Raw genomic sequence first — 14,694 nt, forward strand, 5'->3', positions numbered from 1 at the left:
TACTATTACAGTGTTATCAATGAATTACTCCGATTATTTTAAAATGGCCCCTTCATCAGCAGACGAAACAAGACGGCTATATCGTTCCAGCCAGCCACGGGTCACCTTTGGCTCAGGTATCACTTGTTCTTTACGACGTGCAGCAAACTCTGCATCAGAAACGCGGGCATGAATGCGGTAGTGTACCATGTCAATGTCAATGATATCACCATCCCGCAACAAACCTATTTCACCACCGGCAGCGGCTTCCGGTGATACATGACCAATGGCAGCACCACGGGATGCCCCGGAAAAACGTCCATCTGTCAGCAGTGCTACATCCTTATCGAGCTGCATTCCGTTTAGTGCAGATGTCGGCACCAGCATTTCACGCATACCAGGCCCTCCCTTAGGGCCTTCATAAAGAATAACGACAATATCTCCTGCCTCAATTTTACCGCCATAAATAGCCTTCACGGCCTCTTCTTCACCATAGAATACACGGGCCCTGCAGGAGTGCACCAGCATTTCCGGTGCCACAGCACTGCGTTTAACTACGCAGCCTTTTTGGGCGATATTACCAAAGAGAAATGCCAAACCGCCCGTTTTGCTGAAAGGCTGTTCCAACGGACGGATAATATCTGTATTGAGATTCATCGCTCCGGAGATGTTTTCTGCTACCGTCTTTCCTGTAACAGTAAGCAAATCCGTCTTGAGATAACCTGCCTGGGCCAATTCATTCATGACGGCAGGTACCCCGCCGGCTTCATTCAGTTCTTCCATAAACGTCTCTCCTGCCGGCGCCAAATGACAAAGGTTCGGTGTCTTTTCACTAATTTCATTGAATAGCGTCAGATCCAGTTTTAAGCCCGCTTCATGCGCAATGGCTGGCAAGTGCAAGGCACTGTTCGTCGAACACCCCAGTGCCATGTCTACAGTTATCGCATTTTTCAATGCATCCATCGTTACAATATCCCTTGGCTTTATATTCCTGCGAATCAATTCCATAACCTGTGCGCCCGCTTCTTTAGCCAGTTGGGTACGTGCTGAAAGCGGGGCCGGAATGGTACCATTGCCTGGTAATGCCAGCCCCAGGGCTTCACAAAGACAGTTCATAGAATTGGCGGTAAACATGCCGGAACAGGAACCACAGGATGGGCAGCACGATTTTTCCCTGGCTTGTAATTCTTTTTCATCGATAATACCGGCCTTATATGCGCCTACGGCTTCAAACATTTGCGAAAGACTGGTCTTTTTCCCATGTACATGTCCTGCCAGCATAGGCCCTCCTGACAACACAATAGCCGGAATATTCAAGCGCAGTGCGCCCATAACCATCCCCGGTACAATTTTGTCACAATTAGGGATGAGTACGAGTCCGTCGAAACAGTGCGCTGCTGCCAGGGTTTCTAAGGAGTCAGCAATCAATTCACGTGAAGCCAGGGAGTAGCGCATACCGGCATGCCCCATGACAATCCCATCACAGACGCCAATAGAAGGGACAATGACAGGCGTACCTCCCGCTGCATACACACCATACTTTACAGCTTCAGCCAGTTTATCCAAATGTGTATGTCCCGGAATAATTTCACTATATGCCGATACGACACCAACCAAAGGCCGGTGTATTTCTTTTTCTGTAAAGCCTGCCGCATAGAACAAGGAGCGGTGCGGGGCCCGTTCCGGGCCAGTTGTTACTCTTTCGCTGATCATATATATTACCTCCTAAACACTGTCATATTAACTCTATACGATATAACCATAGCCATAAAGTAACCTGAATATGACTTGTCTAACATGTCTCACCATAGAACAAGGGATGTGAAAGACGAATATTCGCATTTCACACCCCCTGTCGCCTAAAGCATCTTTATTCTTTATTCCTTGAAAATGGTTTTCCTACAGGAACTTTGATACCGGTGAATCCTAACATAGCCACTATCATAGACCAAAAACCTAATAGAGCCACACCGCCGAGGAGTATGCCTGCCAGAATCTGCAGGGGCTTCACAAAAAATCCCAAACCTGCAAGTCCCAAGGCAAATACGGCAATACCGGCCAGTACGTATAATACGGATGAGGTCCATGGGTCATGCTTTACACCTGGTATCGTACAAAGCATAAGTGCCCCACAAATGACATTGGGAATAGCCAGAACAACGCCATTCAAGGAAAAGCCCAAGCCCATGAGGATATTGGCTATACCCCCAAGAACGCCAAAGAAAAAGACAAAAATGAAATTCATATTTCCCCAAAAATAATTATATTTTGCCCTTTCCCGCGATCCGGCAAAAAATAATCCTACCAGACACAATTGAAGGACACCAACTGTAAACGCTGCATCAGCCGGTAATAAGCCAACATTCATGAGGAAAAACAAAGCAGAAAATGTAACGAAGGTCATAACATCGCTAATTAGCGGATCACTAATACGGCCTGCTGTAATATCAACTTTTACAGGCTGCGCCGCCACTACTCTAGACATATCGTCCTTGTCTGCCGAATACACGCTGTGCACCTCATTTCAAATACGAGGGGTACTAATCATCAATAGCTAAACCCTGGTTATGTTTTTCGATTCGCGTAGCAATCCGTTCCAATTTATCCAAATCCACTTCAAATTCTTCCGAAAGGTTCTTCAAATCTTTATAGCTAATACCTTTTTTCGGCGAACTGTTTTCAATAATATTCAGATTGGTATAATGCTTGGTGTTCAGGACCAAACGGGCAATTTCCGGATGTGAATAATGACCTGCCGCATCAAAGAGCATCTTCGATACTTTAATATCATCAGCATAGCAATCGGCAATGACCAGCCCTTCTTTATCAAATACCGGTTTTACAACATATTCACCACCAGGACCGACAATAGCACTGCCGCCAATAGCCCAATCAATATTCAGATGATCGCTACCAATGAGTGACTTATATTCCGGTTCAAAATCCTTTTCGCCCAAAATACCACATGAGCAAAGGCAGAAACAACCGGCTTCCAAAGCATATTCACGGGCACCGAGATGGCATTCACAGCCATAGGCATTTTCATCTCGATTGGCAACGAGGAATTTTTCACCTGATTGCGCCTTATGGCACCCCGGATAATTGGCAATATGGAAATCTTCTCCCATAAGCATTTCGGCTGCCCGAATCAGAATCGCATGATGCTCCCCACAAATCAGGCTGCCTATGCGGCCGATGTCCGTTTCCACAACACCCAGATCTGAACCGTCGCCAGAACCCCAATAGCATCTTTCAGAATATGTCGGTGTCAATTTTCTGTGTCTTCTGAGGATACGGCCATCTTTGCCGAACATAATTTGCGTATTATAAAAGGTGCGAACGCCATCGGCATCATCCAATTCGTTAACCCCCATTACGCAATATACACCGGCTTCCTTGCATGCTTTGCCAATAGCATCTGTTTCGTCGCTAGGAACGACAATGGAGTTATCTTGAAGTCCGATATTCCACAGACGCCATTCTTCTACATTGCTTTCATAACCACCGGTATAATAGGCTGGAAATACAGGAATATAGGTTTCAGAAAAAGCAACCAGCTCTACCCCTTTTTCTCCAGCTTCTTTAATGTACTTGCAGGCCACTTCAATCTGTTTCCATTTGTTGAAGACGACCTGTGGTGCTTGCACACACGCTACGCGAACAAATTTTTTCCCTGCCATAGGTCGTTTTTCCGGTTTGTAGTTTTTTAATGTAGCCATTTTCTTGCCCTCCTACGTAAAAGATAAATATAATCGTATGGCGTCAACTGCACCATATATAAGCAAAGATAAATTTTATCCGAAAAGCATTTCTGCTTCTGCTTTATTGTACTGAAGGGAATCGTTATTCTTGTATGACTTTTATCAACTTGTCTGACATGATTATAGCTGTTTTTTATAAATCTGTCAAGTAGCCTCAAGATAAAATAACACACCTTCGTTGATCGTCCCTGTTAATACGCTGCTATTTTATAATCGTTTATGCGACTTTGGGGCAAAAAAAACAGACACATACAAAAATGTATCTGTCTGCTTTTCATTTACATCAAATCTCTTTTTATTCAGAAGATGGGTTCCTCTTCTTCATTCAATTGTAACGTCGCAATAACATTATGAATGTGAATAGCCATTGCATACTTAGCACCCCGTGCATCTCTGTTTTTCAGAAAATGCATCAATTGATCGTGATCACGCAACGTTTCTTCAGAAAGCTCTCGCGCTTCTTTATTATACAAGATGACTTCTTCAATAGCCCTGTTAATGACTGGGATTAAACGCATCATAAAATCGTTATGAGATGCTGCTACAATAGCACGGTGAAATTCCCCATCAGCCTCTGTCCGGTCCTGTTGCTGCAGTATAAGTGCCTTTACCCGCTCACCACAGGTAATAATATGTTCCAGTTCTTCTTCCGTAGCACGCCGGCAGGCAATGGCCGCAATTTCCGGTTCGAAAAGTAAACGCGCTTCGTACAAATCCTTCAGATTGATTTTCATACGCTGAATTTCTCCCAGACCATAGTCGCCAAAAGCCTTCATGTCTGCAGCGATATAGGTTCCTTTCCCCCGGTATACTTCGAGCACGCCCTGCATGACCAGAATACGAATTGCTTCACGCAGAGTAGCCCTGCTAACTCCCAGTTTTTCAGAAAGGATATTTTCCCCCGGCAATTGATCGCCTGGTTGGAATTCATCTCCTCTTGTAATCATTTTATAAATAGTATCCGCCGTTTGCTGCGTTAAGCTTTTCTTTTTCATATAGGATCCTTCTCATCGTAAATTTCACAAAACAATACTCCCTGGCCATACGGCTTAAGAAAGGATCTTTTTTCACTGCTTATCCAAATCTATTTGCCAGGTGTAAAAAAAAGGAGAATATCTTTTCAGATACTCTCCTTGGTGCCGGGGGTGGGACTTGAACCCACACGGTGTTACCCGCCTGATTTTGAGTCAGGTGCGTCTGCCATTCCGCCACTCCGGCATGCAGTGTTTGGAACAAAATTTATTATACCATATTTTAGTTATGCGTCAAGTATTTTCTGTAAAGATAAAGAGGAATCTCTCACCCCTATCTTGAGAGATTCCTCTTTCCTATAAAAGGAAGTGTCAGTCCCCACTGACGACGTCCTTTTCTGCCTGTTTTACCAGGCCCTGTTCTTCTTCTTTTACATGAGCAAAATATTTTTTCGTTTCGGCAACGACGACACCGCTGAGGCCGATGAGGGCGATCAGGTTTGGAATTGCCATGAGGCCGTTGACGATATCTGCGAGAACCCAGATGACATCCAACTTAATGAAAGCGCCGCAGGCTACGAGAATGATGAAGATAATGCGGTACGGCATAATGCCCTTTACGCCGACGAGGTATTCCGTGCAGCGTTCACCGTAATAGTTCCAGCCCAAAATGGTCGTAAAGGCAAAGAGTGTCAGGCCTACGCAAAGAATGATGCTGCCGAAGGTCGGGAAGGCCTGCAGGAAGGCGGCGTTCGTCAGTGCTGCGCCGTTGAGGTCGCCGGCCCAGGCACCGCTGACGACGAGTACGAGGCCCGTCAGGGTGCAGATAATGATCGTATCGATGAACGTACCGGTCATAGAAATGAGGCCTTGTTCTGCCGGCCATTTTGTTTTGGCAGCGGCGGCTACAATAGGTGCACTGCCGAGACCAGATTCATTGGAGAAGACGCCACGGGCTACACCATTTCGCATGGCTACAAGCACGGTAGCCCCGAGGAAACCGCCGGCAGCAGCCGTCGGATTGAACGCATCGTGAATAATTTCATACAGAGCTGCCGGAATCTGTTCGTAGAATACGGCGAGGAAGGCAATGGTGGAAATAACATAAATGATAGCCATGGCCGGTACAATTTTGGAAGATGCTTTGGCAATAGACTGCAGCCCGCCAATGGTAACGGCTGCAACGAGAATGGTCAGGACGACGGCCGTGTATTCGACAGGAATATCGGCTGTCAAACGCGTAATTTCTACGATGGAGTTTACCTGGGCAAAGGTGCCGATGCCAAAGAAGGCGACGAGGACACCAAAGAACGCGAAGAGGAAGGCCAAGGGTTTATATTTCTTGCCCAGGCCGTTTTCAATGTAGTACATAGGCCCGCCGGAAATTTCCCCGTTTTTGTCGACTGTACGGTATTTGACAGCCAGACAGCCTTCAGCATATTTAGTGGCCATGCCGACAAACGCAGCCATCCACATCCAGAAAATAGCACCTGGGCCACCGGCATGGACCGCCGTAGCAACACCGACGATGTTCCCCGTGCCGACCGTAGCGGCTAAGGCTGTGCACAACGCCTTAAAGCTGTCGATATCGCCTTCACCCTGATTCTTGGCCGTAAAGATCAGCTTCAAGGCCCGTGGTAAACGGAGTACCTGTAATAATTTAAGGCGGACAGTCAGCATAATGCCCGTGCCAATGAGCAAGATTAATAAGGGAGGCCCCCAGACAAAACTGTCGATCGCATTTAACGTTTCCAAATTCATGACATTTCGCTCCTTCGTGTAACCTATGCTTGCATATAAATGGTAGTGATAATAACAAAAACGCCTATCTTCAGCATACTACTCTGAAGATAGGCGATAAAAATACGACACGAAAAAAACGTTACGCATGATTAGGGTCTCTGTCCTTTTGCCTGAGAGATAAGGAATCAACGATTCCGTGCACCTTCGGCGCCCTTAAGGGACTCTCCAGAGTTGTGTCCGCACAGGGTCCTGCTCATACGAGAACCTGAGAGTTTAACTCCTTCGGTAGGCTTTTCGCCTTCTCCCCTGTGTTTCATCCACGTCATATGTGATTGACTTAGATTATAAACGATTCACTTGAAAAATGCAAGCAAAAAATTAAACAATCTTATAGGCAGCCCTGAATATGTTCCATAGCTGCTGTTGCGGTCTGGCGCCAGCACAACGGAGTCAGGGCCACATGCCCGTTTCCAATGCAGGCAACGTCACTATTTTCCGGGGCCGTCGTCAAATCGATGTCACCGACGATTTTGTAGCAAAGGCTGCCATCGAGGTCCCGCTTTTCCATAATGACATTGTGATAAATTTGTACGGTCTGCGGCACAACGCGTGCATTACTGAGAGAAATGTCGCCCTTTTCCGGAATATTGACATTCAAGATACCCGGAAATTTACCGCACAAAAAGATCCGTTCAATCAGTGTTTTGGCCAATTGTGCCGTCTGGCGGCACCGGTCTTCCGTCATATCGACCATCGACAGGGCCATGGCCGGTACCTGGTAGTATGGTCCTTCCATGGCAGCCGAAACGGTACCGGAATAGAGGACGTCGCTGCCCAGATTGTAGCCATTGTTGATGCCGGAAATGATCAGATCCGGATGCTTGCCGGAGAGAAAATATTCCATCGCCATTTTGACACAATCGACAGGCGTCCCGGAAACGGAGATTTCCCGTACATGGTCTTCTGTCTGTGGCAGTTCCTGACAATATAAGGCCTTGTTGATCGTCATAGAATGAGACGCAGCGCTGCGCTGCCCGGCAGGGGCAACAACAGTGACCTGATCAGCAAAACGTGCCATTTCTTTCTTTAACGCTTGCAGGCCCGGAGCCTGCAGTCCATCATCATTTGTCAAAAGAATGTGCATAGAGTTCTCCTATTTTTTATTTTCTTTTCGCAATAAAGCTGCCGTATCATAGGACACAGCCCGCGTGTGCAGCGTATGACTCCATTCCATCTTATGCCGGTCCTTAAAGCCCAGAAAGTTGACGGGAATCCAGCTGTACATGAAGATCGGATACACGATCAGGTACAGCCACGACTTCATGGGTACTTTAATCTGCAACAGGACAATGATAGGAATGAGGTACTGCCCTACACCGAGGACGGTCCATATCTGAACGGGTATGAGCTGATTTAAAATATTCGTATACAAAGGAATATACGAATTGATCATGGCAATGCCGGCATAGATGGTCGACATCATCATGAAAAACGGCTGTGATAACGTAATAATCCCGTCGAGCATGCGGATGTTTCCCGTCTTAATGCCCCGCACAAAGAGCTTGGGAATAAAGCGTTCGCCACAGTCGCACTGACCTTGAGCCCAGCGTTTACGCTGCCGGCAAGACTGCATAAAGCCCAGTGCCTTTTCATCATAAATGATGGCATCGTGGGCCCAGCACGTACGCACGCCTTCAAGAAGAACTTTCATGGAAAATTCCATATCTTCCGTCAGGCAGTCGCAGCCCCAGCCATATTTACGTACGATTTCCGTGGCAATACACATGCCCGTACCGCCCAAGGCGGTCGAAAGGCCAATATTGTACTTCGCCAGATGCCACATGTGGTTGATGAGCCAGAAGGCAATGGAAAAGGTGCCGGCAATCCATGTATCAGTCGGATTCTTAGAATCCATATAGCCCTGAATCACCTTTTCGCCTTTACACAAATGGTTATTCATTTCCCGCAGGAATTCCGGGTGTACCAGGTTATCCGCATCAAAGACGACAAAGGCATCATACTGTTTTTCCTGGGCCAGCATCTGGGCAAACATCCAGTCCAGGGCGTAGCCTTTGCCTACTTGCTCCTTATTCGTACGAATACGTACATAGGCACCGTGGGCTTTACAAACGTCAGGCGTATGATCGGTACAGTTGTCGGCAACGACATAAATATCGTACATATCCCGCGGATAGTTCAAATTTTTTAAATTGTCAATCAGGTTGCCGACGACCTTTTCTTCATTATGGGCGCAGATGACGGCCGCAAACGTATGCTTTGGCGGTCTCATCACGCGGTCCCTTTTTTTCATCAGGCCGAAGCAAGCCAGGATAAAGTAATACAACGTATAAAATACGATGATTACCTGTATGGGTATCATTATAACATCAAGAAAATGCTCCATGTATTCCTCTTTCTAAGACCATTATTCTTATCTTCCTGCCGCAAAAGTTGCGGGCACCAGGGCGCAGCGCAGCAAGAATCCTCTTAGTGCGCCTTCGCCATGTTCATGCAAGTGTTGACCAGACCAAAGATAATATAGAGGAAAAACGGCATAATCAAAATTAAATGCCAATCGATCAGGGCCAGTACCAGGAGACCACAAATGATGGCAATAGCCAAAGCAGATTTGTGCAGCACATCCGGGCTGGCGCCTTTGAAATCAGGGTTATGTACTTTGCTGACCAAATGATAGCCTAAGGCCAGCACGATAATAGCGATAATCCAGGACGGCAGGTGAACGCCGGAAAGGACATACGTAGCGACGATGCAGCCGCCATTCGGAATAGGCATACCTTGAAAGTAGCCGTGGATGACGGTCGTGTTGAGGTTAAAACGGGCCAGGCGGATACCGCCGAGGCAGGCGTAAAGGATGGGAGGAACCATGCCGATCCAGCCCAGGTCGCGCAGGGCATAGGTGTAAATCAAAAAGCCTGTAGCAGCGCCAAAAGACACGCAGTCTGACAAGGAATCCAGCTCTTTGCCGAACTCGCCCTGCACGCCCAGGGCCCGGGCTGTCCGTCCATCCAGGGCATCACAAACCATCGCCAGCAAAATGCACAGCGCACCTATATTGAGATTTCCCTGTGCCGTCTGGATAATGCTAAGTACGCCAAAGCCCAAATTGCCGGCTGTCAATATACATGGAATTACGTTCTTCATGGTCATTGCAAAATCCTCCCTATCACCGTTTCACCGCAACGAACTTTCTGCCCCTTCGTTACGCATATTTCCACATTATCTTCTACGAATACTTCAATACAAGAACCAAATTTGATCATTCCGTACAGCTGGCCGTGCGTCAGCTCGTCGCCCAGCGTTACCCAGGATACGATGCGCCGGGCCAAAACGCCGGCAATCAAGGTAACCAGAATACGCGTATGGCTATTTTCAATGCCCAGAGAATAGCGTTCGTTTTCGTACCCTACGCCATCTTCATAAGCCGGCCGGAAACGGCCGCACGTATACTGCTGAAACTTAATCGTGCCGGCCAGGGGAATCCGGTTGACATGGGCATCAAAAATAGAAAGGAAAATCGTAATTTTCCGGCATTTTTCATCGAGAAAAAGGTCTTCGTCCACGTCCTCCACGGCAACGACCGTACCATCAGCCGGTGCTACCAAAGCTAGTTCATCGTCCGGGATACGGCGCCGGGGATTGCGAAAGAAATAAGCAAAATAGACAGCCAGCAACGCCGGTAATACAGCTACGTATACATTGATGAAGAGGCCTGCCAAAACAGCCAGTACTATGGATCCGAAAATGAATACATAGCCATCGGTAATGATAAAAGGTTTATTCACAAAATCACCTGCCTGTTCAAGAGCGCCTGCTGAATTTCACAGCTGCCATAAAGCGCGGCAAGGCCAGCATGCGCCGAAAGCGGCTTGGTTCCTTGCAAAGACGATAGAGCCATTCCAAGCGGTTGTGCTGCATCCACGACGGAGCACGGGAAACGCGGCCGGCGAGCACATCAAAGGTCCCACCGACACCCATGCAAACGCAGGGCCCTAATTCGGATAAATGGGCATGAATCCACTTTTCCTGTTTTGGAACACCGAGAGCAACGAGAAGGATTTTCGTTCCCTGCTCCCGGATTTCACGAATGATATCGCCTTCCTCGGCGGCGCTGAAAAAGCCGGAGTGGGTACCTGCCAGCCGTAATTTTCCATACCGTTTTTCCATATTCGCTGCTACCGTTTCAGCAACACCGTCAGCAGCGCCAAAAAGATATACCGGCGTCTGCCGTGCAGCTGCTTCTTTCAGCAGCAGCTCTGCCACATCACAGCCGGTTACCCGTTCTTTGAATTTTTTTCCCTGTTGTTCTGCTGCCCAGAGGACACCGGCACCGTCAGGAATTACCAGGTCTGCACCTTGTAAAACCCGGGCCAGTTCTTTATCCTCTTGTGCCTTCATCACCATTTCGGCATTCGCCGTCGCAATCGACGCGGCCAACCCCTGATCGACGCAGGAAAAAACAAAATCCTTCGTTTCTTCTACAGTGATATTCGCAATGGGAACAGATAATACATCGATTTTACCAGACAAAATCCATCTCCGCCTTATCGTTTAGAAATTTACCTCTGCCAGACAACAGTTTTCCATCTGTTTTAGGCACTTTATCATTTATTATAGCTGAAATTCGCTATGATGTACATATATTCCCGCAATTTATCAACAGGTTTAGTTATTCAGCAGGCGTTCGAAGGACGCACCAAAGCGACGGCTCAGGGCTGCCAGTACGTGCGTCTCATCGACACCTGCCTGCAGGACCTGGCGGGCCTCATCACGGGCAGCGGCCAAGAGGGATACATCACGGATAATGTCGGCCGCCTTCAAGTCGGGCAGTCCATGCTGCAAATAGCCAAAGAGCTGGCCCGAGCCGCGTAAGAGCAAATCCTTTTCTGCCAGGGCAAAGCCATCGTGAATGGTTTCCATATAATGCAGGCGCTGCCGCGTTTCCTCACTGCCCTGATGGGCCAGGAGGATGCAATAGGCCTGTAAGTCCCCACGGCCTACGCGGCCACGCAGCTGATGCAGCTGGGCCAGGCCAAAGCGTTCGGCCCCGTCGATGAGGATGAGCGTTGCATTCGGCACATTGACGCCGACTTCAATGACGCTCGTTGCTACGAGGAGCTGAATGGCACCTGAAGAAAACTGCTCCATGATGGCATCCTTTTCTTTCCCCGGCATACGGCCATGGACAAGGCCGCAGGAAAACTCCGGAAAAACGGCTGTCCGCAGCGTGTCATACAGGGCTGTTGCCGCCTGTAAATCGACATTCTCCGATTCTTCAACGAGGGGACAGACGACATAGCACTGCTGGCCCTGGGCCATGTTTTTGCGCATGAACGCATAAATGCGCTGGCGCATGGACTCGCCGACAGCATAGGTTTTGACGACCTTACGTCCTGGCGGCAACTCACGGATGGACGATACATCGAGATCGCCATAGAGGGAAAGGGCCAGTGTACGGGGAATGGGCGTAGCCGTCATGAACAGGACATGCGGTGACCGTCCCTTATCCTGCAAGGCTGCCCGCTGGCGCACACCAAAGCGGTGCTGTTCATCGGTGACGACCAGGCCGAGATCGGCAAAGAGAACGTCCGCCTGGATGAGTGCGTGCGTACCGATGAGAATCTGGATCGTACCGGCATCAAGCTCTGCCAGGAGGGTTTTACGTTCCTTTTCGCCCGTCCGGCCCGTAAGCAGGGCAATGCGCACGGGCAAATCGTGAAAGAGGCGGCAAAACTCTTCATAATGCTGGACGGCCAGGATTTCCGTCGGTGCCATAAGGGCACCCTGGTAGCCGTTTTCTACGATCTTTGCCAGGGCCAGGGCGGCTACAACCGTTTTCCCGGAGCCTACGTCGCCTTGGATGAGGCGCTGCATAGGCACTTCCCCTTCCATGTCGTTCTGTATGTCCAAAAAGGCTGCCGTCTGGCCTCGCGTGAGCTGAAAGGGCAGCTGGGCAAAGAGCTGGCGCAAGAGGCTGCCATTGGGACCGCACTTAATCCCCTGGCGGCCGCCTTCCTTGCGCCGCCGCAAGAGGAGCCCCATTTGCATATCAAATAATTCTTCATAGGCCAGCTGCTGCCGGGCCTTTTCCTGTTCTTCCCGCGTCACCGGAAAATGCATTTGCTCGTACACAGCCAGCCGGGGCTGAACAGAGTGGCGCGTCGCTACACAGGGTGCCGGCAGCAGTTCCGGTTCCTGCCGGGCTAAGGCAAGGGCAGCCCGGACAGCCCGGCGCAGATCATTTTGCTTAAGGCCATCGGTCAGGCCATACACGGGCATAAACCCATTTCCATGGGGTCTGCCTTCTTCTACATCTGGCGTATTCATTTGCCGCCGGCCGTAAGCCCATTCAATTTTGCCAAAGGCAGTTACCGTCATACCCGTATGAAACTGTTTCTTTTTAAAGGGCTGATTAAACCAGGTCATTTCTACAGAGCCCGTTTCATCGCGCAGGACGACCTTTAAAATCGTCATGCCCCGCCGCGGCCGTAATTCCTGTATCGTGCCGACAGTCCCACAGACCAGGACCGGGAGGCCGGCTTCCCCGTCGGCCTCCCCCAGGGAGACGACGTGACTGCGGTCTTCATATTCCCGCGGAAAATATTGGAGCAAATCCGAAATTGTCTCTATGCCCAGACGGGCAAAAAGCCTGGCCCGTTGTTTACCAATGCCGGGCAGACGCTGCATTGAATTTTCCATAAACTTCTCCTTGTCATATGATATTATTTATTGTATCATATCTAGTGAACTCTTTTTGTGATTAGTCCTTGATTTTATCTTTCTTTTATGATAGGATTTATATGTTGTACTGCGAAAGTACAAGGAGGTGTTACTCATGGCAAATTTTTGCGAAATCTGCGGTAAAGGTACCGTAACGGGCATGAACGTCAGCCATTCCCACTTAAAGACCAAAAGAACTTGGAAGCCGAATATTCAGAGAGTACGCGCTATCGTTGACGGCGAAGTCAAACGCGTAAACGTCTGCACGCGCTGCCTCCGTTCCGGTAAAGTACAGCGTGATGTTTAATCCTGTATAAAAAAAGGTGATTCTTTTTCGAATCATCTTTTTTTATATACCGTGCATGCATAACCCCCTGCCAGGTGGCAGGGGGTTATTTTTTATGCATAGGCTACGCCACTGATGCGCCGTGCCAGCGCTGCAGCCCGTTTTTCTACGTGTGGGCAGCCGAGGATACTGCGCGGCTCGTTAGCCGTTTCCATAAGGGCAAAATGACCGGGCAGGACAAAATTCTTATTGCAGTTCAAGGCCCCGATGATCTGTTCCGCCACAATATCTCCGCCGCTGTAGCCGGAGACGACGAGGGCAAAAATCCGCTTATGGGCAAAGGTATCCCAGTCCTTGCGGAACAAGGCCGTAAGGCGGTTAAAGAAGGCCATAATGTTAGCACTGACGGCATCGTTATAGTTCGGACAAATGAGTACCAGCGTGTCGCACTGCTTGATAGCCGGGTAAACCTGCTCGACAATGACGCCGCCGTAGAAGCAGTCCCCTTTTTCACCAAAATGCAGGCACGCTTCATAGCTGCAGCCGCGGCAATCGACGACGCTGCCATTGCGCAGGGAAATTTCCTGGACCGACATTTCCGGAGGCAGGTGCTGCCGTACGAGTTCCCACAAGAGGAGGGTATTACTCGTCCGGCGGCTGCTGGCATGCAGCGCCAGTACGCGCTGGCCCATGCCCTCCCAGCGCGGCACAAAGGCCGTCACTTTTTTTACGAGGCGGCGGGCACTTTCCTTATAGGCCTGCAGATTATCTATGCCCTGCAGTTTCGCCTGCACGTTGAAATTATAGAGAGAGCCTGTCCCTTCTACGAGTGGTTTGCCCGGGAACGCACAGCCGGCCCGGTTGGCCATAAAGATCAGTTCACGGCCTATTTTTTTGGTAAACAGTTCCTCTGAGCCGTCGACCAGAACAGCGCCGGTCCAGCCTTCCAGACAATGGCTGTGACACGATAAATGATACAGCAGGCGGGCATAGGAGAGATTCATGCCGCCACGGGCCAGATTGACAGCAAAGAGCAGCTGCCGGTCTTTTCCGTCCGGCGCAGTACGCAAGGCGGTATCGGGACACAGGGCTATAAATTCTTCCAAATGGCTGATCAGCTTGTAAGGAGTCCCTGCCAGGGCATATTCGAGAATCGTATCCAGGCGGGAAACACCATCCTTATCCTGCCAATCCAATTGTACCACGTAGAGCATGC

General features: G+C 49.1%; 13 protein-coding genes, 1 tRNA gene and 1 riboswitch. Of the genes, 1 reads left to right on the forward strand and 13 read right to left on the reverse strand.

What is annotated here, in order from left to right; translation table 11 throughout:
- Positions 1-33 precede the first annotated feature (33 nt).
- The 12 genes from ilvD to recG all read right to left on the reverse strand — a co-directional run bounded on the left by ilvD (position 34) and on the right by recG (position 13,171).
- Complete coding sequence (gene ilvD / locus H8J70_RS03075) at positions 34-1,692, reverse strand: dihydroxy-acid dehydratase (RefSeq protein ID WP_186502396.1); 1,659 nt, start codon at positions 1,690-1,692, stop codon at positions 34-36.
- 157 nt (positions 1,693-1,849) lie between these two features.
- The gene (locus H8J70_RS03080) at positions 1,850-2,488 is read right to left on the reverse strand and encodes a hypothetical protein (protein ID WP_222433554.1); all 639 of its coding nucleotides are present in this window, start codon (positions 2,486-2,488) and stop codon (positions 1,850-1,852) included.
- Positions 2,489-2,519: 31 nt separating this feature from the next.
- Positions 2,520-3,698, reverse strand: a complete 1,179-nt coding sequence (locus tag H8J70_RS03085; RefSeq protein ID WP_186502398.1) for a carbon-nitrogen hydrolase family protein — start codon at positions 3,696-3,698, stop codon at positions 2,520-2,522.
- A gap of 341 nt (positions 3,699-4,039) precedes the next feature.
- Positions 4,040-4,735: a FadR/GntR family transcriptional regulator gene (locus H8J70_RS03090; protein ID WP_186502399.1), complete on the reverse strand. Its 696-nt coding sequence runs from the start codon at positions 4,733-4,735 to the stop codon at positions 4,040-4,042.
- 139 nt (positions 4,736-4,874) lie between these two features.
- Positions 4,875-4,958, reverse strand: a tRNA-Leu gene (locus H8J70_RS03095).
- A gap of 125 nt (positions 4,959-5,083) precedes the next feature.
- Positions 5,084-6,472, reverse strand: a complete 1,389-nt coding sequence (locus H8J70_RS03100; protein ID WP_186502400.1) for an alanine/glycine:cation symporter family protein — start codon at positions 6,470-6,472, stop codon at positions 5,084-5,086.
- 130 nt (positions 6,473-6,602) lie between these two features.
- Positions 6,603-6,693: riboswitch (glycine riboswitch) on the reverse strand.
- Between the two features lie 149 nt (positions 6,694-6,842).
- Positions 6,843-7,598 (reverse strand): 5'/3'-nucleotidase SurE, encoded by a 756-nt coding sequence (gene surE / locus H8J70_RS03105; protein ID WP_186502401.1) that lies wholly within the window; start codon positions 7,596-7,598, stop codon positions 6,843-6,845.
- A gap of 9 nt (positions 7,599-7,607) precedes the next feature.
- Complete coding sequence (locus H8J70_RS03110) at positions 7,608-8,858, reverse strand: glycosyltransferase family 2 protein (RefSeq protein ID WP_186502402.1); 1,251 nt, start codon at positions 8,856-8,858, stop codon at positions 7,608-7,610.
- Between the two features lie 83 nt (positions 8,859-8,941).
- Positions 8,942-9,622, reverse strand: coding sequence for a CDP-diacylglycerol--serine O-phosphatidyltransferase (pssA, locus tag H8J70_RS03115; RefSeq protein ID WP_246415249.1), 681 nt, complete (start codon positions 9,620-9,622; stop codon positions 8,942-8,944).
- The gene (locus H8J70_RS03120; RefSeq protein ID WP_186502403.1) at positions 9,619-10,257 is read right to left on the reverse strand and encodes a phosphatidylserine decarboxylase; all 639 of its coding nucleotides are present in this window, start codon (positions 10,255-10,257) and stop codon (positions 9,619-9,621) included. Before H8J70_RS03120 ends, pssA begins: the two co-directional genes overlap by 4 nt.
- A gap of 16 nt (positions 10,258-10,273) precedes the next feature.
- On the reverse strand, positions 10,274-11,002 hold the full coding sequence (locus H8J70_RS03125) for a WecB/TagA/CpsF family glycosyltransferase (RefSeq protein ID WP_186502404.1): 729 nt from the start codon (positions 11,000-11,002) through the stop codon (positions 10,274-10,276).
- 135 nt (positions 11,003-11,137) lie between these two features.
- Entirely contained in the window at positions 11,138-13,171 is a 2,034-nt protein-coding gene (recG, locus tag H8J70_RS03130) for an ATP-dependent DNA helicase RecG (protein ID WP_186502405.1), read from the reverse strand.
- Between the two features lie 136 nt (positions 13,172-13,307).
- Between recG and rpmB the strand changes: the two genes are divergently transcribed.
- Positions 13,308-13,499 carry a 50S ribosomal protein L28 gene (gene rpmB, locus H8J70_RS03135; protein WP_186502406.1) on the forward strand — a complete coding sequence of 64 codons (192 nt, stop codon included), beginning with the start codon at positions 13,308-13,310 and terminating at the stop codon, positions 13,497-13,499.
- Between the two features lie 92 nt (positions 13,500-13,591).
- Here rpmB and H8J70_RS03140 read toward each other — a convergent pair whose 3' ends face one another.
- Positions 13,592-14,692: a flavodoxin family protein gene (locus H8J70_RS03140; RefSeq protein WP_186502407.1), complete on the reverse strand. Its 1,101-nt coding sequence runs from the start codon at positions 14,690-14,692 to the stop codon at positions 13,592-13,594.
- Positions 14,693-14,694: the final 2 nt, after the last annotated feature.

It is taken from the genome of Megasphaera hominis (assembly GCF_014269395.1).
Taxonomy (GTDB): Bacteria; Bacillota; Negativicutes; order Veillonellales; family Megasphaeraceae; genus Megasphaera; species Megasphaera hominis.